Below are 20,320 nucleotides of genomic sequence, written 5' to 3'. Positions count from 1 at the left end.
TCAGGCGGCCTCCTCCATCTCCTGGCGCTCCTTGCTCGGGAGGTAGGTCTTGAGCAGCTCGCCGATCACCCGCGGGTTCAGGCCTTCCTGGATCGCCAGCAGGCCCTCCAGGATCAGGGTGCGGTTGAGGCGCTCCTCGGCATTGCGGTTGGCCAGCTTGTCGGCGATGGGCAGGGCGATGGCGTTGGCGATGATGGCGCCGTAGAGGGTGGTCAGCAGGGCGATGGCCATGGCCGGGCCGATCTTCTTGGGATCCTCCATGTTGGAGAGCATCTCCACCAGGCCGATCAGGGTACCGATCATGCCCATGGCCGGTGCGACGTCGCCGATGGCGCGGAACACGTTCTCGCCGCGCTCGTTGCGCTCGATGGTCATGTCGATTTCCTGGCCGAGGACCTTCTTCACCAGCTCCGGCTCGTGACCATCGGCGACGAGCTGGATGCCCTGCTGCAGGAACGGGTTCTCGACCTCGTAGCTCTCCAGCGCCAGCAGGCCCTCCTTGCGGGCGACCTGGGCGAGCTCCACGGTCTGGTCGATCAGCGCCCGCGGCTCCTCGCTCTTGTAGCGGAAAGCGCGGCGCGCGACCTTGAACGCCCCCAGGAACTCGCCGAGCCGGAACTTGATGAGCGTCGCCATCAGCGTGCCGCCCATGACGATGAGCATGGAGGGCACGTTGATGAAGGTCGCCGGCGTCCCGCCAATGCTGACGGCGGCCATGATCACGCCGAGGGCGCCGATCAGGCCGATGAGGGTTGCTGGATCCATGGGCGAAAGCTCTCCCGGATCATTCGGAGGCGCACAGTGGGCGCGCACTCCCGGGTTACTGACGGGATATCGGCGCATGACCGGCGTACTTGAGCCGGGCAGGCCTGCGCGCGGCGGCTACCCATGGCGGCGCGGTTCAGGTTCGCTCCCGGCTGGCGTAGGCTGATGGACACAGCCGATGCGGAGGCGCCAATGGCCGAGGCCGAGCTCCCCACCCTGCAGCAGCGCCTGACCGCCATGCTCGCCGACGTGCGCCCGGAGCGACTCCTGCTGGTGAGCGACGACGACGCCCTGGCGCAGGTTCTCGGGGACCATGCCCCCCAGCGGCTGGCGGGCGCGGAGGCCTGGCCGCGCCTGGGCGACTGCCCGGCCGCCAGCCTCGCCATCGTCGACGGCGAGGCTGCGGTGCCGCCGGCGGACGTCACCCCACTACTGGGGCGCCTGCGCGACGTCTACGCCGGGCAGGTCCTGGTGATCGGCCCCGCCAGCCCGCGCGAGGCCTGGTCCCGCCACACCCTCATCGGCCTCGGCTTCCGCGGCTTCGGCGCCACCCTGGACGGCAACCACCGCCGGCCCTGGTACCAGTTCGACATCGTCGACTACAAGGTCACGCCGGACTGGCTCAGCCCCCGCCACTGGGCGCATCCGGAGCTCTGGGACAAATTCCGGTGGTGAGGGCCGCAGAGCGGCCCTCACCACGGTTCAAAGTTTCAAGTTGCAAGTTCAAAGTTGGCGGACCCACTCCGCACGTCAGTGCCATGGACGGTCGTTAGGGGGTGGTCTTTGAACCTTGAACTTTGAACCTTGAACTAAATGGCTCTGGGCGCGACGCGTTCAGCGAACGCCGCGCGCCCAGAGCCATTTCACCAGTCGGTCCGCCACCCCGTCCCAGCCGGGTTCCAGCATCATGGCGTGGGCCATGCCGGGGACGATGGCCAGGTCGGCCTGCCAGAGGCGGGCGGTGGCCTCGGCCTCGGGCACGGAGAACAGGGCATCGTCCTCGGCGCCGAGCACCAGCATCGGAGGGGCCTGGTCGACGCGCCAGGGGCGGGCGGGGGCGGTGGCGCTCATCTCCCAGATCGCGCGCTGGGATTCCGGCTGCATGTAACGGGCGTAGCGTGCGAGGTCCGGCTCGGGGAGATGATCCGAGAACACCGCGCGCCGTGCCACGTCCAGGTCCACCGCGCGCGGCCCGAGGCCCTGCATGAGGCCGAACTGGGCGAACAGCAGCGGGTCGCTCATGAGCATGCGCCAGGTGGACGGCAGCAGCCCGCTCGGGGGGACAGAGGCCATGAGCACCGCCGCCGTGGCCGGATACCGCTCCAGGTAGCGCTGCACCACCAGCCCGCCCATGGAATGGCCGACCAGCACCGGCGGCGGCCCGTCCAGGCCGGCCACCACCCGCTCCAGGTCAGCCACGAACTCGTTGATGCCCGCATACTGGAGCTGGCCGGCGCCCTCGCTGCCGCCGTGCCCGCGCAGGCTCGGCGCCACGCCGTGGAAGCCCTGGGCCGCGAAGTGGTCGAGGAAGTGCTCCGCCCAGCACCAGGCACCGACGAAGGCACCATGCACGAAGACCACCGGCGTCCGCCGAGTGGCCGCACCCTCGGCCGGCTGCCGCTGCAGCACCTCAAGTGCCGGACGGGCAGCACCGGCACCGTTCCAGCCAAAATCGAGAAACATGTCACACCCTCTGCGTTGCCCCCGCGCAACGTACCAGAGCGGGGTCCGGCATGCAGCGTGCGCCCGACCCGCCGTCACGACCGTGGCAGCCGTCGCGGATCGCGCAATCGGTACCGCCCGGAAGCCAGACGGGCCACCGCCCCCGGCGGCCGGTTATACTTCTGGCTCCAGGCCGCATATTTCACCGATCCGCGAAGCGAGGGCGTGGAGATGGCGGGCAGGACAAGGCGCGGGAGAGTCCGGGCGCGCAGGCGTACTCGACAGTACGTCGAGCACCCAGGCCGAGCGCAACGCCGGGCTGCCCGCCAGATCCGCGCCCGCAGCCGTGAATCGGTGAGATATGCGGGCTAGTATCCGGCGCGCCGCCAGCGACGCCCGCGGGGAATCTTCCGATCCGGCGGGCTGTCCGAGTAGCAGGCCGTCACAGCGTCGCCAACCGTTGGAGCTCGGAGTCATGACACGCCGCCTCTGCGCCGCCACCCTCCTCAGCCTGGCGCTGCTTGCCGCGCCATGGTCCTCCGCGCCCGCGCTCGAGCCGGAGAACCGCCATGGCGGCGCCGGGCAGGTCATTGCCGAGCTGCTATCGCAGTACCACTTCCGGGATCGCGAGATCGACGATGCCCTCTCCAGCGAGGTCTACCGTGCCTACTTCGAGGCGCTGGACCCGCAGCGCTTCTACTTCCTGGAGAGCGACGTCGAGGCCTTCGCCAAGTATCGCGAGCAGCTGGACGACAAGCTTCTGCAGGGCGAGGTGTCGGTGGCCTATCGCATATTCGACCGCTACCAGCAGCGGGTGGAGGAACGCACCCGCCATGCGCTGGACGTGATCGAGAGCGGCCTGGACTTCGAGACCGACGCCACCCTGAACCTGGACCGCAGCGACGCCGACTGGGCGCAGAGCGAGGCCGAGCTGGACCGTCTCTGGGAGAAGCGCGTGATCAACGACGCGCTCACCCAGGTGCTCGGCGGCCGCGAGCTCGACGCGGTGCGTGACTCCCTGCGCGACCGCTACGAGCGCCTGGCGCGCAACGTCGAGCAGTACAACGCCGAGGACGTCTTCCAGACCTTCATGAACGCCTGGGCGGGTCGCTTCGATCCGCATACGAGCTACATGTCTCCGCGCAGCTCGGAGAACTTCGACATCAACATGCGCCTGTCCCTGGAGGGCATCGGCGCGCTGCTGCGGGCCGAGGGGGACTTCGTCGAGGTGGTGGAGCTGATCCCGGGCGGCCCGGCAGCGCGCAGCGGCGAGCTCAAGGCGGGCGACCGCATCGTCGGCGTCGGCCAGGAAGGTGAGCCGATGCAGGATGTGGTCGGCTGGCGGCTCGCCGACGTGGTGGACCTCATCCGCGGCCCGAAGGCCTCCGAGGTGCGTCTGGAGATTCTGCCCGCTGCCGGCGGCGCCGACGCCACACCGGAAGAGATCCAGCTCACGCGCAATACCGTCGAGCTCGAGGAACAGGCCGCCCAGGCCGAGGTGATTGCCGTCGAGCAGGGAGACACCACCCGTCGCATCGGCGTCATCGAGATTCCGGCCTTCTACGCGGATTTCGAGGCCGCCAGTGCCGGCCAGGAAGATTACCGCAGCACCACGCGGGATGTCCGTGCGCTGCTGGAGGAGGAGCGTTTCGACGGCATCGACGGCCTCGTGATCGACCTGCGCGGCAACGCCGGCGGATCGCTCAGCGAGGCGGTGAAGCTCAGTGGGCTGTTCATTGAGCAGGGCCCGGTGGTGCAGGTGCACCGCAGCAATGGCCAGCGTGAGGTCCTTCGGGACGAGGAGGCCGAGGCCCCGGTCTTCGGCGGGCCGCTGGGGGTGCTGGTGGACAACCGCAGTGCCTCGGCCTCGGAGATCTTCGCCGCCGCCATGCAGGACTACGAGCGCGGTGTGGTGCTCGGCGACCGGACCTTCGGCAAGGGAACGGTGCAGAGCCTGATCGGCCTCGACCGCTTCGGCATCGGCGAGGAGGACAACTCCGGGCGGCTCAAGCTCACCATCGCCAAGTTCTATCGCATCAACGGCGAGAGCACGCAGCTTCAGGGCGTCTCCCCGGACCTGCCCCTGCCCTCCCCGCATGCGGATGACGCCGTGGGCGAGCGGGCCGCAGACAATGCCCTGCCCTGGGACACGGTGCGCGCGGCCCGCTACACGCCGCTGACGTCGCTGGACGCCGTACTGCCCGAGCTGCGTGCCCGGCACGAGGCCCGGGTGCGGGAGCGGCCGGCGCTGCGCAGCGTCGCCGCAGAGGCGGAGCGTTTGCGCGAGGAGCGGGAGGATTCCGTCGTGTCGCTCAATCTCGAGCAGCGCCGGGCCGAGATCGAGGCCGCGGACGCCCGGCGCCTGGAGGCCATCAATCTGCGCCTCGAGGCCTACGGCCGGGAGCCTGTCGAGAGCCTGGACGCGGTGGAAGAAGACGCCATCCCCGACGTCCTGCGCGAGGAGGCCGCCCGGGTCGTCGCTGACCTGGCCCAGCTGCAGAGCCTCGACCAGCAGATCGCCCAGCATCGCGGCGCCGACTGACGGCGCCCCTCCGGCGACCGGCCGGGGCCCTGCCACTCCGGCCGGGCTCGCCGTGCGGCGGTACCTCCGGTAGGCTTGGGCAACGCCACCGGCGGATCTGAAGGCGAGCCTCCATGCTAAGCCTCTTCGGGGCCTCGGGCCCCTTTGCCGTGATTGCCTTTCTGCTGGGCGTGCTGGCGCTGGTCGCGGTGCTCTACCTGGCGCGCCTGCCCAATCTCCGTCTGCTGCGCACAGGCGCGGTGGCACTCACGGCACTCCTGCGGCGCACCCGCCGGCGGCTGAGTGCCGCCCGCCTGCACACCCGGCGGCGGCTCCGCGCCGCGATCATCGCCGAGGCCCGCCAGCGCGAGGTGCACAGGGCCGAGATCGAGCGCCGGCAGCTCTCGATGCTGGTGGACCGGGACCTTGCCGCTCTGCCGGCGCTGCAGCGCCGCATCCGTGATGAGCTCCAGCAGGTGGATGAGGACTACCACGCCAGCGTCGAGACGCCCCCCGACCCACCGCGCTGGCTGGAGGCGGTGGAGTCGGTGGCGGCCCTGCGCGGCCATGACGACCCCTCCGTGGCCAGGGTGCTCGAGGAGATGCACGCCACCCTGGACCGCAGCTGCCACGAGACCCTGCGCCAGCATCGCCAGGCCAGCCAGCGCCGCCAGCGGCTTCTGGGCGGAATGCGCGGCCGTCTGCAGCGCCTGGAGGTGCTGTTCGTTCGCCTGGAGCGGACAGTCGGGCGCCTGGCCCAGCGCGCCCGGCGCCTGGACCGGCGTCTGGACCAGCTCGAGCGCATCCAGCGCCTGGCCACCACCCCGGTCCGCCGCCTTGCGGGGCAGGCCTCGGTGCGTCTGGTGGCGGCGGGTCTCGGCCTGGCGGTGATTCTCGGGGCGGGTTACGTCGAGTTCCATCTCCTGCGGCGGCCCCTGGAGGAGCTCGGTCAGGCCGGGGGGATCGTCCCCGGCCCGTTCCCATTCCGCGACCAGATCGTGCTCGCGGTGCTCGCGAGCCTGGCCCTGCTCGGCTGGCTCGGCCTCGAGACCACCGGCCATACGCGCCTGCTGCCTGGCCTGGCCGCGGGTGACAGCCGCCTGAGCCGAATCACCCTGATCACCCTGGGCACGCTGATGGCGCTGCTGCTCGCCAGCATCGCCGGCCTCGCCTGGACCCGTGACTACCTGCTCGCCCAGGACCTGGCCGTGGATACCCTGCTCGGCGGCGGCGAGGTGAGCCTGCCGGTCAGCGTGGCCGTGGCGCCCGCCCTCGCGCAGTCGGTGATCAGCGTCGTTTTCGGTCTGCTGCTGACCCTCCTCGCCGTCCCGCTGGAGACGCTGCTGCGCGACGGGCGCCTGGCGTTGCAGGGGATCTGGCTCGGAATCCTGGAGGCCGCGCTGACCCTCGTGGACCTGCTCGCGCTTCTGGTGGTGCACGGCGCGCGGCTGCTGATCGCCGTCTACGACGTGATCGTCTTCCTGCCGCTGGCGCTGGAGCGCCGTCAGCGGCAGGCACCCGCCGTGCCGTCACGGGATCGGTCCGGGGACGCCGCCGAGGAACCCGCCGGTGCCCGGCAGACCGGGGAACAGGGTGCGGGATGAGCCGCCGTGCGGTTGCGATGCTGCTCGCGCTCGCCCTGGCCCTTGCGCTGTCACCGGCCCAGGGGCGACAGGTGGTGGCCCTGGTGGACGACGCCGCCGGCCGCTCCGAATCCCTGTCAGCGGAAAGGCTGCACCGCCTGCTGCTGAGTGATATCGAGCCGGGCGACCACGTCCATCTGCTGCTCGGCACGGCCGCCTGGGGCGAGGCGCCGGCCAGCCTGGTCACGCTGGTCAGCTTTCGGGCCCATCCGCGGCCGGCTATCCGGAACGCCCAGCTGCTGGCAGCGGCCGAGGCACTGGGCGACTGGCGCCAGTCCGAGGCCTCCCACACGGCCCCTGAGCAGCCCGGTTCACTTGCACCCCTGCTCGTGCGCAGCCTGCGCGAGCATGTGACAACGGCCGAGCCACTGCGCCTGATACTGGCCGGCCGCCTGACGGTGGCCCCGCCGCCCGATGGCGCCACCCTGCGCGCGGCCCTCCCCAGCACCAGTACGGTCACGCTGGTGGACCTGACCCCGAGGGCCGATGAGGCCGGGCCGGAAGAGCCCGACGGTGAGGCCGAGGGAAGCACCGACAGCGGCGGCGGAGACGATGAACAGCGCCGCAGCACCTTCGCCGAATGGCGCACCGCACTGGCCGCGGCGGGGGCGCGCTGGCAGCCCGCCCCGTGGGAGTAAGCTCGCCTATCTCACCGATTCACGACTGCGGGCACGGATCGGTGAGATAGGCAGGCTAGCCAAGCAGCGGGGTCGGCGCCGGCTGCGCGAAGTAGAACCCCTGCAGGTAGTCCACGCCCACGTCCTGCAGCCAGCGCGTTTCCGCCTCGCGCTCGACGCCTTCGGCAATCACCTCGATACCGAGATCGCCGGCGATGGCGACCACGTGCTCGAGGATCGACTGGCGGGCCGGATCCTGGTCCACGTGGGCGATGAGGCCGCGGTCGATCTTCACGAAATCCGGCGCCATCCGTTGCAGCAGCGTAAGCGAGGCATAGCCGGCGCCGAGATCGTCCAGCGCCACGCGAAAGCCGTTCTCGCGGTAGCGCTCGAGGATGGCGAGCAGGTGATCGGGGTCGTTGACGTGATCACTCTCCACCACCTCGAACACGAACTGATCCGGTGAGGCCCCGGACTGCCGGATCTCGTCCCAGGTGGTGCGCAGGCAGAAACTCGGGTCATAGATGGCGGTGGGGTTGAAGTTGATGAACAGCGGCGTGGTCAGGCCGTGCTGGCGGCCGGCTCGAATGGCAGCCACCCGCGCACTGCGGTCCAGGTGAAACAGCAGATTGGCGGAGCGGGCGGCACCGAACAGCCGGTCCGGCGGCACCAGCTCGCCACCGGCGTCCAGCCCTCGCAGCAGCGCCTCCTGGGCGAACGCCACGCCGGTCTGCTGGGCGTGGACGATGGGATGGAAGTGAACCGCGAAGCGCTCGTGGCGGATCATCTCCGCCAGCCATTCACCCTGCGCCCGGCCAATGCCGACGGCGAGCGGCTCCATTCGCGCCAGGCAGCCCAGATCGAACGCCTCACCCTGCGCCAGGAACAGGCTGGCACAGGCCTGCTGCTCGGGGCCGGACAGCATGTGGTCGAGCTGCCCCAGCCGCTCGGCCAGGCCGCCGGCGGGTACCGGCACCGCGAGCACCGATTCGGCGGGCGACGACTCCTCCGCCAGCAGGCCCGCGGCGTCCAGCGCCTTGCGCAGTCGGGCCCGGGTATGCGCCAGCGGGGGCGCGAGGTAAAGGGTGCCACTCTGGGAAGCCAGCGAGGGGACTACCTCGCAACCAGGGCAGCCCATGGCGAGCCTCCTCGGTGGTCTGGCGCCACCTCATGCTTGTTCATATCCCCATCCGTGATTTCTTTCAGGGCCCGAGCGGCTCGATGTGGCTCACCATCAGCTGCAGGGATTCTTGCCCGCGATACTGGTTCACGTCCAGCCGATAAACCACGCGAACCCGCTCACCGACCTCATCCCAGCCGCGCTCGAGGGCGTTGAAGGCGATGGCCGGGAGCCGCACCGCGGGTGCCTCCGCCGGCGCCAGCGTCAGGCGCAGATGACTGCCGCCGACGATGCGGCGGTCGCAGACGCAAAAGCTGCCATCGAAGCTCGGTTCCGGAAAGCCGGCGCCCCAGGGTCCGGCCGCGCGCAGCGTGTGCGCGAGCGCCAGGGTGATCTCGTCCCCGGCCAGGGCGCCATCGGTGTAGAGCGTATCGGTGAGGGTCTCGGCGTCCACCTTCGCCGCTACCAGGGCGCGGAAGCGCTCCCGGAAGGCGTCGAAGTCGCTCCGCCCGAGGGTCAGCCCCGCCGCCATGGCGTGGCCCCCGAAGCGGTGGATCAGCCGCCCTCCGGTCTCGGTGTCCAGTTCCTCGAGCAGATCGCGGATGTGCAGCCCCGGCACCGAGCGGGCCGAACCCTTGATCAGGCCGGCCTCGGAAGGCGCGAAGGCGATCACCGGGCGGTGGAACTGCTCCTTGACCCGGGAGGCGACGATGCCGACCACGCCCTGGTGCCAGTCATCCCGCAGCAGGCAGAGCGCGGGGCCGACGTCGCCATCCCCGGCCAGCGCCTCGGCCTCGAGCCCCGCCAGCGCGGACTCGCGCATGTCCCGCTCGATCCGGCGGCGCTCGCGGTTCAGGGTGTCGAGCTGCGCTGCGAGGCGCTCGGCAGCGGCCGGGTCGTCGCTCAGCAGGCACTCGATGCCGAGGCCCATGTCCTCGAGCCGCCCGGCCGCGTTCAGCCGCGGCGCCACCGCAAAGCCGAGATCCGCGGCCACGGTGCGCGCCGGATCGCGGCCGGCCGCACTCAGCAGCGCCACGACCCCGGGGCTGCCCCGCCCGGCCCGGATCCGTCGCAGCCCCTGGGCCACCAGCGTGCGGTTGGCGTGGTCCAGAGGCACCACGTCCGCCACGGTGCCCAGCGCCACCAGGTCCAGCAGCTCGGCGAGCGCCGGCTCGGGCCGCCCGTCGCCGAACCAGCCCTCGGCGCGCAACCATGCCCGCAGCGCCAGCATGACGTAAAAGGCCACGCCCACGCCGGCGAGGTGTCGCCCCGGGAAGCGCTGCCCCGGGAGGTTGGGATTGACGATGGCGGCGGCCGCCGGCAGCGTCTCCCCCGGCAGGTGATGGTCGGTGACCACCACCGGGATGCCCGCCTCCACCGCTGCCGCGACGCCGTTCACACTGGAGACGCCGTTGTCGACGGTGAGGATGAGGTCCGGCGCCCTCTCCCGCGCGACGGCCACCAGCTCCGGGCTCAGGCCGTAGCCGAAATCGAAGCGGTTGGGGACGAGATAGTCGACGGCCGTGGCCCCCATGGCGCGCAACGCCTTGAGCACCACCGCGCAGCTGGTGGCGCCGTCGGCATCGAAGTCGCCCACCACGAGGATCCGGCCGCCGGCGGTCAGGGTCCGGGCCAGGGTGTCCGCGGCCGTGGCCATGCCGCCCAGGCCGTCCGGCGCCGGCAGCCCGTCGAGGCCATAGCTCACCTCCGCCGCCGCCGAGACACGCCGCGCCGCATACACGCGCCGCAGAACCGGGTGCCAGTCCTGCGGCAGCCTGGCGGCCGCGTCGTGATCGACCTCGCGGCGGCGGATTTGCCGACGGCTCGCGTTCATGTCCGCTGCACCCGATCCCGCAGGGATCGCCGCCGCCGCCATAGCCGCCAGCGACTGGCGGCATCCAGCCGGTAGCGCCAGCCGTCCCCCGGGAGCACATCCACCGCCCCCCAGCGCCCGGCCGCCTCGCCCATCAGCGGTGCGGCGAAGGCCGTCTCGAAGCGGCCGATGGCGCTCAGCCAGTCTCCGGCATCACCACCCAGCAGCGCCGACTCCGCATCGTCCACCAGCACCAGCCGGTCGCCGTCCGCAGGCAGCGCGGCCACGCCATCCGGCAGCGGGTCGGCGGGCACTTCGGCCAGCGCCGCGAGACCGCGGAGCACCGGATGGCTGCCGTGGTAGCCGGCCAGTGCCGGCGCCTGCGTGGCCACCGGACCGCCCCCCCAGAACCAGAGCCCGTTGACCGCGGGCAGGCCGGCGGCCTCGCGCTGGCGGTTCACGGGGTGGTCGTGGAAGAGCATCTGTACCTCGTTCAGCAGCCGTCGCCACGGCCGTGACGACTCGCCGGTCGGGAGCCAGGCATCCAGATAGCGGCCGGCCACCTCGGCGAGCGGCGGCAGATCCGGCCCGGGCGCCCGCTCCGCGGCCAGGAGCCAGTTGTCATCGGCAGTGACCAGCTGCAGCCCGTCCTCGGCGAACAGGCCGTTGAAGGCCGCGGCCAGCGCCTCCGCCGCCTCGGGCGCGGGATACAGCCCGGCGCCGGCGAACAGCAGCAGACGGTCTCGATCAGCGCGCAGGTGGACGGGCGCCGCACGGTACCACAGCGGCGCCTCGGCGGCCCCGGGCAGCGCCGCGCGGGCGACACCCCCGGGCGCCCATTCGCCGCCGGTGGCCGCCTGCAGCAGGGATTCGGCATCGTCGCCGGCCTGCCGCGTCCGCCTCGCCCGCGCCAGCAGGCGGGTCAGGCCCGGCAGCGGGCCGAGATCGCCGACGGCGTCGCGCAGGGTGTCCGGAACCGGCCCGAGCAGGCCGGGGGCGAGCAGCGTCAGCCGCGGCCGCGCCATCGCTCAGTCGAGCTTGCCGAGGATCGCGTCGCGCACGGCCTCGCTGGTGGCATCCACCGTGGTCACGGCGGCCTCGGCATGGCGCTGGGCCACGTCCGGGTCCTTCAGGCCGTGGCCGGTGAGCGTGCAGACCACCGTGCTGCCCTCCGGGATGCGGCCGCTGCGGATGTCCCGCATGGCGCCCGCGACCGAGGCCGCGGAGGCGGGCTCGCAGAACACGCCCTCGCGGGCGGCGAGCTGGTACTGGGCCTCGAGAATGGCCTCGTCCGGGAACTCGTCGAACCAGCCGCCGGACTCGCGGCTCGCCGCCCAGGCGTAGTCCCAGCTCTGCGGGTGGCCGATGCGGATGGCGGTGGCCACGGTCTCCGGGTCGTCCACCATGGCGTTGCGCAGGAACGGCGCCGCGCCGCTGGCCTGATAGCCCACCATCACCGGACGCTCGCGGACGATGCCGCAGTTGTAGCGGCACCGGCCGCTGCAGAAGCTGCAGGCGGCGGTGGCGGCATCGCCATGGCTGAGCGCCAGCTCGCTGTAGCCGATCCAGTGGGCGGTGATGTTGCCGGCATTGCCCACGGGCAGACAGTGGTAGTCCGGCACCCGCTCCAGCTCCTCGACGATCTCGAAGGCGGCGGTCTTCTGCCCCTGCAGCCGATAGGGGTTGACCGAATTGACGATGGTCACCGGTGCCTGCTCGGCCATGGCCTTCACGATGCGCATGCCGGCATCGAAGTTGCCGCGGATCTGCAGCACCTCGGCGCCGTGCATGATGGCCTGAGCGAGCTTGCCCATGGCGATCTTGCCGTCGGGGATGAGCACGAAGGCGCGGATGCCGGCGCGGGCGGCGTAGGCCGCGGCGGAGGCGGAGGTGTTGCCGGTGGAGGCGCAGATGATGGCGCGGCTGCCGGCGGAGACCGCCTGGGTCACCGCCACGGTCATGCCCCGGTCCTTGAACGACCCCGTCGGGTTGAGCCCCTCGAACTTCACGTACAGGTCGACGTCCCGCCCGAGATCCCGCGGGATGTTGTTGAGCCGGATCAGGGGCGTATTGCCCTCGCCGAGGCTGATCACCCGCGCGTCGTCCGCCAGCGGCAGGCGGTCGTGGTACTTGTTGATCAGGCCGGTGTAGCGCGCACGGAACGGCATCGTGTTTCCTTAATGATCATGGAGCGGTCCCCGGGCGGTCGGTCGCGGCGGCGCGGCCGTCAGGCCAGCGTCTCGACCCGCATGCGCGTGAGCTGCCCCTGAATCGCCTCCAGCGCCTCGATCCGCTCGCAGGCGAGGTTCATCTGCGACTCCCGCACCCGATGGGTGAGGATGATGATGGGCACGTCCTCGGCCCCCGGCCCCGGCTGCTTCTGGATGATCGCCTCGATGCTGATGCCGGAGTCGCCCAGGATGCGGGTGACCTCCGCCAGCACGCCCGGCTGGTCCTTGGCGAGCATGCGCAGATAGTAGGCAGTCTCCACCGCCTCCATGGGCAGCACCGGATCGTCCGAGAGCGAGTGGGACTGGAAGGCCAGGTACGGCACCCGGTTCTCGGGCTCCAGGGTGAACTCCCGCACCACATCCACCAGGTCCGCGACCACGGCGGAGGCCGTGGGCTCGGCACCGGCGCCCGCGCCGTAGTAGAGCGTCGGCCCCACCGGGTCGGCCTTGACCATGACCGCGTTCATCACGCCGTCAACGTTGGCGAGGAGCTGGCGCTCCGGCAGCAGCGTCGGGTGCACCCGCAGACCGATGCCGTCCTCGTCGCGGCGGCAGATGCCCAGGTGCTTGATCCGGAAGCCGAGCTCGCGGGCGTACTCGACGTCCTCCCGGCTCACGTGGCCGATGCCCTCGCAGTAGACCTTGTCGTACTGGAGCGGGATCCCGAAGGCGATGGAGGCAAGAATGGTGAGCTTATGCGCGGCGTCGATACCGTCCACGTCGAAGGTGGGATCCGCCTCCGCGTAGCCGAGGCGCTGGGCCTCGGCGAGCACCTCGCCGAACTCGCGCCCGGCGTAGAGCATCTCGGTGAGGATGAAATTCGCGGTGCCGTTGATGATCCCGGCGAGCCACTCGATGCGGTTGCCGACCAGTCCCTCGCGCACCGCCTTGATGATCGGAATGCCACCGGCCACGGCGGCCTCGAAACCGATGGTGACGCCGCGCTCCCGGGCACGGGCGAAGATCTCGTTGCCATGGAGGGCGATGAGCGCCTTGTTCGCCGTGACCACGTGCTTGCCCCGGTCGATGGCGCGCAGCGTGAGCTCCTTCGCCAGCCCCTCGCCGCCGATGAGCTCCACGATGATCTCGGTCTCCGGGTCGTCCACGACCTCGAACGGGTCGCTGGTGAGCCGGATACCCTCGGTGCTGCAGGTACGCGGCCGCTCCGGGTGGCGTGCCGCCGCATGCACCACCTCCACCGGACGCCCGGCGCGACGGGTGATCTCGTCCCCGTTGCGCGCCAGCAGATTGACCGTGCCGCCGCCGACCGTACCGAGGCCGAGCAGCCCCACCTTCACCGGTTGCAAGTTCTCACCCCCCTTGTTCATTGCCGACCTCGAGTCCGGCGACGGAGCTGGGCCCCAGCCCGTCCCGGCGCAGCATCTGCTTGATCCCGCGGATCGCCTGGCGGGTACGGTGCTGGTTCTCGATCAGGCCGAAGCGGACGTGATCGTCACCATACTCGCCAAAGCCGATGCCGGGCGATGCCGCCACCTTGGCATCCTGCAGCAGCTTCTTCGAGAACTCGAGGGAGCCCATCTCGCGATAGGGCTCGGGAATCGGCGCCCAGACGAACATCGTCGCCTTCGGCTTCGCCACCGCCCAGCCGGCGGCATTGAGCCCTTCGCAGAGGACGTCGCGACGCGCCCGGTAGGTATCCCGGACCTCCTCGACGCACTCCTGCGGCCCCTCCAGGGCGTGGATCGCGGCCACCTGGATGGGCGTGAACATGCCGTAGTCGAGGTAGGATTTCATCCGCGCCAGCGCGGCCACGAGCTTCTCGTTGCCGCAGACGAACCCCACGCGCCAGCCGGGCATGCTGTAACTCTTGGACAGGGAGAACGACTCGACCGCGATCTCCTTCGCCCCCGGCACCTCGAGGATGGAGGGCGCACGGTAGCCGTCGTAGACCAGATCCGCGTAGGCCAGGTCGTGCACCACCCAGATGCCGTGCTCGCGGCAGATGGCCACCACCCGCTCGAAGAACTCCAGCTCCACGCACTGCGCCGTGGGGTTGGCCGGGAAGTTCAGGATCAGCATCTTCGGCTTCGGCCAGGTGTCCTTGATCGCCTTCTCCAGCTCCTCGAAGAAGTCGCCCCCGGGCACCAGCGGCACGTGGCGGATGTCCGCACCGGCGATCACCACCCCATAGGGATGGATCGGATAGGCGGGGTTCGGCACCAGCACGGCGTCGCCGGGGCCGAGGGTGGCGAGCGCCAGGTGGGCAAGCCCCTCCTTCGAGCCGATGGTGACGATCGCCTCGCTCTCCGGATCCAGCTCGACGTCGTAGCGGCTCCGGTACCAGCGCGTGATCGCCCGACGCAGCCGCGGCACGCCGCGCGACATGGAGTAGCGGTGGGTGTCCGGGCGCTGCGCCGCCTCCACCAGCTTGTCCACGATGTGCTTCGGCGTCGGCAGGTCCGGATTGCCCATGCCGAAGTCGACGATATCCTCGCCCCGCGCTCGCGCCGCCGCCTTCAACTCGTTGACGATATTGAAGACATAGGGCGGCAGGCGCTTGATGCGCTGGAATTCCTCGTTCAAGGCGGGCCTCTGCATAGGTTTTGCGATCACGGGGCCGGGCGCGGGGGCACCAGGACGGGGACACACACCGACGCGGCCGTTCGGGGCCGCTCCCCATCCCGGGCGACAAACCCCGAAAGCTAATGGGCACCCCCGCCGCTGTCAATCGAGTCTGTTGCCGCGCGGTCCGGACCGGCGCTATCGTGCGGGCATGAAGATGACCATGGACAGCGGCGAGGGCGCCTACCAGGTTCGCAGCTACGGCCCTGGCCGGATCCAGGTGAATCAGGGTGTCTATACCACCAGCCTGGTGCTGAGCCCGGATACGCTGATCAGCGAGTGGGCCCCCCAGCGCCTCGAGGAGCTTACCGCATCCCACCTGGACACCGCGCTGGAGCTCGAGCCGGAGGTCGTGCTGCTCGGCACCGGAGAGCGCCAGCAGTTCCCGCAACGCGAGCTCATGCTCGCGTTCATCTCCCGCGGCATCGGCCTCGAGGTCATGGACACCGCCTCCGCCTGCCGGACGTACAACATCCTGATGTCGGAGGGGCGGAAGGTCGTCGCAGCGCTGATCGTGGAGCCGTCCTGACGGCTCCACGATCAGCGCTGCGAGTTCAAAGTCTCAGGTTCAAAGTTCAAAGCGCGAGCCGTAGGCTCGAGTTCAAAGTTTCAGGTTGAAAGTTCAAAGACACCCTCCGCGAGCTCATGCAAGGCACTGACATTCGGCAGAAGTCTTTGAACCTTGAACCTTGAACTTTGAACCGCGCGCACGCGCCCGCTAACCGAATACCGTGTCCTGCGAGTATCCCGCCCGCTCCATCACCTCCCGCAGCCGGCGCAGGGCGTCGATCTGGATCTGGCGGACGCGTTCGCGGGTGACGCCGATCTCGTTGCCCACCTGCTCCAGGGTCGCCTTCTCGTGGCCGTGGAGGCCGAAGCGGCGGACGACGACGGCGCGCTGTTTCTCGGAGAGCTCCTGGAGCCACTGGTCGAGATGGCCGACCACGTCCTCCTCCTGCAGGGCGGAGAAGGGATCGGGGTTGGTCTCGTCAGGGATCGCATCGAGCAGGACGCGGTCGGCATCCTTGCCGATGGGGACGTCCACCGACGTGACGCCCTCGTTCAGGCCCATCATGCGGCGGACATCCTCCACCGGGCGGTCCATGGCCCGGGCGATGTCCTCCACGGTCGGCTCGTGGTCGAGACGCTGCACCAGCTGCCGGGCAGTGCGCAGGTACTGGTTGATTTCCTTGATCACGTGGATCGGCAGGCGGATCGTGCGCGTCTGGTTCATGATCGCGCGCTCGATGGTCTGCCGGATCCACCAGGTGGCGTAGGTGGAGAAGCGGAAGCCGCGCTCGGGGTCGAATTTCTCCACGGCCCGGATAAGGCCCAGGTTGCCCTCCTCGATCAGGTCGAGAAAGGCGAGGCCGCGGTTCATGTAGCGGCGGGCGATTTTCACCACCAGGCGCAGGTTGCTCTCGATCATCCGCCGCCGCGAGGCGGCACAGCCAGCTTGCGCCCTCCGGGCGTAGTAGACCTCTTCCTCTGCGCTCAGCAGCGGCGAGTAGCCGATCTCGTTGAGATAGAGCTGGGTGGCATCGAGGGTGCTTTCGTAGCTCTCGGTGCGCCGGGCAGACTCGGCGGGCTCAGGCTCGGGCTCGGCGCTGGCGATACGCCCCGCCTCGCCGTCGTCGGCTTCGAGGATCAGCTCGTCCTCGAGCAGATCGGGCTCCGCGGCCGCTACGTCTGAGGCCATCCGAACCGCTTGCTTTTTCGCCATGCTGCCTCCGTCGGGCAAGGCCCTGCCACATGGCCGGCGTGCAACACCGGCCGCCGGATCCCGTGGCCGTTTTTCTTGTTTCGGGTTCAATATATGCCCGCTCGTCGACCGAACGCAACGGCGCAGCGTCGCCGGTCAGCGACGGGGCAGATAACGCTCCGGGTTCACCGGCTCGCCGTCGCGCCGGATCTCGAAGTGGAGCTCGCCATCGCGGTTCGGCCCGCTGCCGAGCCGGGCGATGGGATCGCCGGCGCCCACGTCGTCGCCCTCGCCCACCAGCAGCTCCCGGTTGTAGCCGTAGGCGGTGAGGTAGCGGGCGTTGTGCTTGACGATGACGAGGTTGCCATAGCCGCGCAGGCCGCTGCCGCTGTAGACGACCCGCCCCGGGGCCGCGGCGCGCACGGTAGCGCCCGGCTCCCCGGCGATGCTGATACCCCGCTTGCCGGCGTTGTTCGCGTCATAGCCACGGACGATGCGGCCCTCCAGCGGCCAGCGCCAGCTCACCTCTCCCGTGCCCGCGGGCGCGGGTGACGAGGCCGCACGGCTGCTGGTCTCGGGTCGGGACTCGGGTTGGCGCTGGCTGCCTGGTGCGCTCTCCGGGCGTCGACTCGAGCTGCCGCTCGCCGTCTCGCGCGGCCCGCCGCCTGGCGGCGGTCGCAGCCGCAGCCGATCGCCGGGATAGATCCGGTACGGCGCGCCGATGCCGTTCCAGGCCGCGACGCGGCGAAAGTCAAGGCCGTGGCGCCAGGCGATGGAGTACAGGGTGTCGCCCCGGCGGACCTCGTAGACCGTCGGCGGCGGCCCGGCGCTGCCCCGTCGGGGCAGCTGACTGCCATATTCGAACTCGGCGCAGCCGGCGAGCAGCAGCAGGAGCAGCAGCGCGGGCAGCACGGTGAGCCTGCCCTTGCCGCCGCGCGCCTGGCCCGAAACGGGACTCATGCCAGGCGTGTGTAGACCAGCGCGGCGGCGAGCAGCACCACGCAGGCCCAGCCGATACGCTCCATGTAGCGCCGCAGCCAGGGCTCCAGCCGCGGCCCGCCCCAGGCAACCAGCGATGCCACCAGATAGAAGCGCGCGCCGCGCCCGAGCAGGGAGGCCAGCACGAACGGGAGCAGCGGCACCGCCATCGCGCCCGCGGCGATGGTGAAGAGCTTGTAGGGGATGGGCGAGAAGCCCGCCACCAGCACCACCCAGAAGCCCCAGGCGGCGAACCACTCACGTGCGGCCTCGTAGGCCTCGATCTGCCCCAGCTCCACGATCAGCGGCAGCACCAGCTCCAGCCCGAATACTCCGATGGCGTAGCCGAGCAGCCCCCCGAGCACCGAGCTGACGGTCGTGAGCGTGGCCAGCCAGAGCGCCCGGCGCGGGCGCGCCAGGCTCATGGGCGCAAGCATCACATCCGGCGGCACCGGGAAGAACGAGGACTCGGCGAAGCTCAGCGCCCCCAGCAGCCAGGGGGCACGCGGGTGCCCGGACCAGCGGAGCACGCGGTCATAGAGCGGGGTGAATACGGCCGTCACTCGAGTCCCTCGCGCATGGGCACGAAGCTCACGCGCTCCACCGCGCGCTGCTCCACGCCGTCGGCGGTTCGCACATAGACCCGCAACTCCTGGACGCCCGGCGGCCCCACCGGGGCCACCAGACGGCCGCCCTCGGCGAGCTGCTCGAACAGCGTCTGCGGGATCGTCTCCGGCGCGGCGGTGAGGACGACCCCCTCGAACGGCGCCTCCGCGGGCCAGCCGGCGTAGCCGTCGCCCAGCCGCTGGCGAATGTTGTGCAGGCGCAGGTCGCGGAACAGGCGACGGCTGCGCTCGTGCAGGGCGCGCATGCGCTCGATGGTGAACACCTGGGGCACCAGCGCCGCCAGCACGGCGGCCTGGTAGCCGGACCCGGTCCCCACCTCCAGCACCTTCTGCGGCAGCCGGTGCTCGATGAGCAGCTCCGTCATGCGCGCCACTACGAAGGGCTGGGAGATGGTCTGCCCGTGGCCGATGGGCAGCGCCGTGTCCTCGTAGGCACGGGAGGCCAGGGCCTCGTCCACGAACAGGTGGCGCGGGACGTGACGGATGACGTTGAGCACCCGCGCATCCCGTATGCCGGCATCACCCAGGCGCCGGGCCAGTCGCTCGCGGGTGCGCTGGGAGGTCATGCCAATGCCGGAGACGTTGCGCGGGTTCATCAGCCGAGCCCCTGTATCCAGCCCGCCACCTGATCGAGGGCCCGATAGCGGGTGAGGTCCACCTGGATCGGCGTCACCGAGACGCAGCCACGGTTGATGGCATCGAAATCGGTCCCCGGGCCGGCGTCCTGCTCAACCCCTGGCGGGCCGATCCAGTAGATGGGCCGGCCGCGAGGGTCCTCGGAGCGGACCACCGGCTCCGCCCGGTGGCGCTGGCCGAGCCGGGTGGCCTCGAAGCCGGCCAGCTCTGACCAGGGCCGGTCCGGCACGTTGACGTTAAGTATGGTGTCCGCCGGCAGAGGGTCCTCCCGCAGCCGCTCCACCAGCAGTGTTGCCACCCGGGCGGCGGTCTCGTAGTGCTGCGGGTCGAAGCTCGCCAGGGACACCGCCACCGCCGGCAGACCAAGGAAACGCCCCTCCATGGCGGCCGCCACGGTGCCGCTGTAGAGGACGTCGTCACCCAGATTGGCCCCCGAGTTGATCCCCGAGATCACCATGTCAGGATCGTGGTCGAGCAGTCCCGTGATGGCGAGATGGACGCAGTCCGTGGGGGTGCCTTCCACGCGGTAGCCCCGCTCGCCCTCCCGGCGAACCCGGATCGGCGCGTCCAGCGTCAGCGAGTTGCTCGCGCCGCTGCGGTCCCGCTCCGGCGCAACGATGACCACCTCCCCGAGGTGGGCCATGGCCTCGGCAAGCACGCCGATGCCGGGAGCGCTGAAGCCATCGTCATTGCTGACCAGTATCCGCATCATCCCTCTCTCCGGCCCCGGGCGCGCCCTACTATACCGATCTGCCAGTGCCCTGACAGACGCCCGCGGCGCGAACCCTGCACGGCGTCACACGGTCCGTTACCATGGAGCCCGCGAGGTAGCCATGCACGACGACGATCCGGACCGCGCCCTGTTCCGCGCCGCCATGCAGGATGTCCGGCCATTGCGCCGACGGCCCCAGGCCAGCACCGGCCGCCGGCGCCCCGCCCCGGTGCCGGGACAGCGCCTTGCCGACGATCGCGCCGTACTCCGGGAGCTGCTGGAGCCCAGCGCGGACCACGGCCTCGGCGCCGAGCTCGGCGAGGCCATCGCCTACGCCCGCCCGGGCGTGCAGCGGCGCACCCTGCGCAAGCTCCGCCGCGGACACTACAGCGTCATGGCCGAGGTGGACCTGCACGGCCTCACGGTGGACCCCGCCAAACGGCTACTCGCCGACTTCCTCAACGACTGCCGCGATCGCCGGCTGCACTGCGTCCGCGTCATCCACGGCAAGGGCCGCCGCTCCCCCAACACCGGCCCTGTGCTCAAGCACAAGGTCGACCGCTGGCTCCGCCAGCGCGAGGACGTCCTCGCCTTCTGCTCGGCGCGACCTGTCGACGGGGGCACTGGCGCGGTGTACGTGCTGCTGGGCCGGCCGTGAGACGGCCGGCCCAGCAGCAGTGGCAAGTAACAAGTTTCAAGTTGCAAGGGCCG

General features: G+C 70.7%; 19 protein-coding genes. 6 read left to right on the top strand and 13 right to left on the bottom strand.

The genetic code is table 11. The features are described 5' to 3' along the window. Positions 1-765, bottom strand: coding sequence for a flagellar motor protein PomA (pomA, locus tag LMH63_RS10315; RefSeq protein ID WP_109677641.1), 765 nt, complete (start codon positions 763-765; stop codon positions 1-3). Positions 766-930: 165 nt separating this feature from the next. On the opposite strand from pomA, the gene LMH63_RS10310 reads away from it, so the two are divergent. Then, the gene (locus LMH63_RS10310) at positions 931-1,440 is read left to right on the top strand and encodes a DUF6231 family protein (protein ID WP_146205186.1); all 510 of its coding nucleotides are present in this window, start codon (positions 931-933) and stop codon (positions 1,438-1,440) included. Between the two features lie 159 nt (positions 1,441-1,599). Here LMH63_RS10310 and LMH63_RS10305 read toward each other — a convergent pair whose 3' ends face one another. Continuing rightward, positions 1,600-2,448, bottom strand: a complete 849-nt coding sequence (locus tag LMH63_RS10305) for an alpha/beta hydrolase (RefSeq protein WP_109677638.1) — start codon at positions 2,446-2,448, stop codon at positions 1,600-1,602. A gap of 454 nt (positions 2,449-2,902) precedes the next feature. Here LMH63_RS10305 and LMH63_RS10300 point away from each other — a divergent pair, with 454 nt between their 5' ends. The 3 genes from LMH63_RS10300 to LMH63_RS10290 all read left to right on the top strand — a co-directional run bounded on the left by LMH63_RS10300 (position 2,903) and on the right by LMH63_RS10290 (position 7,229). Then, positions 2,903-4,969, top strand: coding sequence for a carboxy terminal-processing peptidase (locus tag LMH63_RS10300; protein WP_109677636.1), 2,067 nt, complete (start codon positions 2,903-2,905; stop codon positions 4,967-4,969). Between the two features lie 113 nt (positions 4,970-5,082). Further along, positions 5,083-6,552, top strand: coding sequence for a hypothetical protein (locus tag LMH63_RS10295; RefSeq protein ID WP_109677634.1), 1,470 nt, complete (start codon positions 5,083-5,085; stop codon positions 6,550-6,552). After that, complete coding sequence (locus LMH63_RS10290; protein WP_109677632.1) at positions 6,549-7,229, top strand: hypothetical protein; 681 nt, start codon at positions 6,549-6,551, stop codon at positions 7,227-7,229. The genes LMH63_RS10295 and LMH63_RS10290 overlap by 4 nt, the downstream gene beginning before the upstream one ends. A 55-nt stretch (positions 7,230-7,284) precedes the next feature. Here LMH63_RS10290 and LMH63_RS10285 read toward each other — a convergent pair whose 3' ends face one another. The 6 genes from LMH63_RS10285 to alaC form a co-directional block, all read right to left on the bottom strand. After that, a complete protein-coding gene (locus LMH63_RS10285; protein WP_109677630.1) occupies positions 7,285-8,346 on the bottom strand; it encodes an EAL domain-containing protein in 1,062 nt (353 codons plus the stop codon). 64 nt (positions 8,347-8,410) lie between these two features. Then, on the bottom strand, positions 8,411-10,162 hold the full coding sequence (recJ, locus tag LMH63_RS10280; protein WP_109677703.1) for a single-stranded-DNA-specific exonuclease RecJ: 1,752 nt from the start codon (positions 10,160-10,162) through the stop codon (positions 8,411-8,413). Beyond that, positions 10,159-11,166 carry a phosphoglycerate mutase gene (locus LMH63_RS10275; protein ID WP_109677628.1) on the bottom strand — a complete coding sequence of 336 codons (1,008 nt, stop codon included), beginning with the start codon at positions 11,164-11,166 and terminating at the stop codon, positions 10,159-10,161. Before LMH63_RS10275 ends, recJ begins: the two co-directional genes overlap by 4 nt. 3 nt (positions 11,167-11,169) lie before the next feature. Further along, on the bottom strand, positions 11,170-12,309 hold the full coding sequence (gene thrC / locus LMH63_RS10270) for a threonine synthase (RefSeq protein ID WP_109677626.1): 1,140 nt from the start codon (positions 12,307-12,309) through the stop codon (positions 11,170-11,172). Between the two features lie 59 nt (positions 12,310-12,368). Then, positions 12,369-13,679: a homoserine dehydrogenase gene (locus tag LMH63_RS10265; RefSeq protein ID WP_109677701.1), complete on the bottom strand. Its 1,311-nt coding sequence runs from the start codon at positions 13,677-13,679 to the stop codon at positions 12,369-12,371. 4 nt (positions 13,680-13,683) lie between these two features. Beyond that, entirely contained in the window at positions 13,684-14,916 is a 1,233-nt protein-coding gene (alaC, locus tag LMH63_RS10260) for an alanine transaminase (protein ID WP_109677624.1), read from the bottom strand. A 196-nt stretch (positions 14,917-15,112) separates the two neighbouring features. Between alaC and LMH63_RS10255 the strand changes: the two genes are divergently transcribed. Further along, positions 15,113-15,484, top strand: coding sequence for an Mth938-like domain-containing protein (locus LMH63_RS10255; protein WP_308443938.1), 372 nt, complete (start codon positions 15,113-15,115; stop codon positions 15,482-15,484). 189 nt (positions 15,485-15,673) lie between these two features. On the opposite strand, the gene rpoS is transcribed toward LMH63_RS10255, so the two are convergent. The 5 genes from rpoS to surE form a co-directional block, all read right to left on the bottom strand. Continuing rightward, complete coding sequence (gene rpoS / locus LMH63_RS10250; protein WP_109677621.1) at positions 15,674-16,654, bottom strand: RNA polymerase sigma factor RpoS; 981 nt, start codon at positions 16,652-16,654, stop codon at positions 15,674-15,676. Between the two features lie 159 nt (positions 16,655-16,813). Beyond that, a complete protein-coding gene (locus tag LMH63_RS10245) occupies positions 16,814-17,617 on the bottom strand; it encodes a peptidoglycan DD-metalloendopeptidase family protein (protein ID WP_109677619.1) in 804 nt (267 codons plus the stop codon). Then, positions 17,614-18,198, bottom strand: coding sequence for a YqaA family protein (locus LMH63_RS10240; protein ID WP_109677617.1), 585 nt, complete (start codon positions 18,196-18,198; stop codon positions 17,614-17,616). Before LMH63_RS10240 ends, LMH63_RS10245 begins: the two co-directional genes overlap by 4 nt. After that, positions 18,195-18,857: a protein-L-isoaspartate(D-aspartate) O-methyltransferase gene (locus LMH63_RS10235; protein WP_109677615.1), complete on the bottom strand. Its 663-nt coding sequence runs from the start codon at positions 18,855-18,857 to the stop codon at positions 18,195-18,197. The genes LMH63_RS10240 and LMH63_RS10235 overlap by 4 nt, the downstream gene beginning before the upstream one ends. Next, positions 18,857-19,606, bottom strand: a complete 750-nt coding sequence (gene surE, locus LMH63_RS10230) for a 5'/3'-nucleotidase SurE (protein ID WP_109677699.1) — start codon at positions 19,604-19,606, stop codon at positions 18,857-18,859. Before surE ends, LMH63_RS10235 begins: the two co-directional genes overlap by 1 nt. A gap of 124 nt (positions 19,607-19,730) precedes the next feature. Between surE and LMH63_RS10225 the strand changes: the two genes are divergently transcribed. Then, positions 19,731-20,267 carry a Smr/MutS family protein gene (locus LMH63_RS10225; RefSeq protein WP_109677613.1) on the top strand — a complete coding sequence of 179 codons (537 nt, stop codon included), beginning with the start codon at positions 19,731-19,733 and terminating at the stop codon, positions 20,265-20,267. Positions 20,268-20,320 lie beyond the last annotated feature (53 nt).

Source organism: Spiribacter halobius (assembly GCF_020883455.1).
GTDB classification, from domain to species: Bacteria; Pseudomonadota; Gammaproteobacteria; order Nitrococcales; family Nitrococcaceae; genus Sediminicurvatus; species Sediminicurvatus halobius.
This window is presented reverse-complemented; position numbering and strand designations above follow the sequence as displayed.

Bases quoted from the DNA above. Each gene is read 5' to 3' on its own strand.
- surE (WP_109677699.1), bottom strand. From the start codon at position 19,606: ATGCGGATACTGGTCAGCAATGACGATGGCTTCAGCGCTCCCGGCATC.
- LMH63_RS10255 (WP_308443938.1), top strand. From the start codon at position 15,113: ATGACCATGGACAGCGGCGAGGGCGCCTACCAGGTTCGCAGCTACGGC.
- LMH63_RS10305 (WP_109677638.1), bottom strand. From the start codon at position 2,448: ATGTTTCTCGATTTTGGCTGGAACGGTGCCGGTGCTGCCCGTCCGGCA.
- LMH63_RS10295 (WP_109677634.1), top strand. From the start codon at position 5,083: ATGCTAAGCCTCTTCGGGGCCTCGGGCCCCTTTGCCGTGATTGCCTTT.
- LMH63_RS10225 (WP_109677613.1), top strand. From the start codon at position 19,731: ATGCACGACGACGATCCGGACCGCGCCCTGTTCCGCGCCGCCATGCAG.
- pomA (WP_109677641.1), bottom strand. From the start codon at position 765: ATGGATCCAGCAACCCTCATCGGCCTGATCGGCGCCCTCGGCGTGATC.
- LMH63_RS10235 (WP_109677615.1), bottom strand. From the start codon at position 18,857: ATGAACCCGCGCAACGTCTCCGGCATTGGCATGACCTCCCAGCGCACC.
- thrC (WP_109677626.1), bottom strand. From the start codon at position 12,309: ATGCCGTTCCGTGCGCGCTACACCGGCCTGATCAACAAGTACCACGAC.
- LMH63_RS10245 (WP_109677619.1), bottom strand. From the start codon at position 17,617: ATGAGTCCCGTTTCGGGCCAGGCGCGCGGCGGCAAGGGCAGGCTCACC.
- LMH63_RS10310 (WP_146205186.1), top strand. From the start codon at position 931: ATGGACACAGCCGATGCGGAGGCGCCAATGGCCGAGGCCGAGCTCCCC.
- rpoS (WP_109677621.1), bottom strand. From the start codon at position 16,654: ATGGCCTCAGACGTAGCGGCCGCGGAGCCCGATCTGCTCGAGGACGAG.
- LMH63_RS10300 (WP_109677636.1), top strand. From the start codon at position 2,903: ATGACACGCCGCCTCTGCGCCGCCACCCTCCTCAGCCTGGCGCTGCTT.
- LMH63_RS10290 (WP_109677632.1), top strand. From the start codon at position 6,549: ATGAGCCGCCGTGCGGTTGCGATGCTGCTCGCGCTCGCCCTGGCCCTT.
- recJ (WP_109677703.1), bottom strand. From the start codon at position 10,162: ATGAACGCGAGCCGTCGGCAAATCCGCCGCCGCGAGGTCGATCACGAC.
- LMH63_RS10285 (WP_109677630.1), bottom strand. From the start codon at position 8,346: ATGGGCTGCCCTGGTTGCGAGGTAGTCCCCTCGCTGGCTTCCCAGAGT.
- LMH63_RS10275 (WP_109677628.1), bottom strand. From the start codon at position 11,166: ATGGCGCGGCCGCGGCTGACGCTGCTCGCCCCCGGCCTGCTCGGGCCG.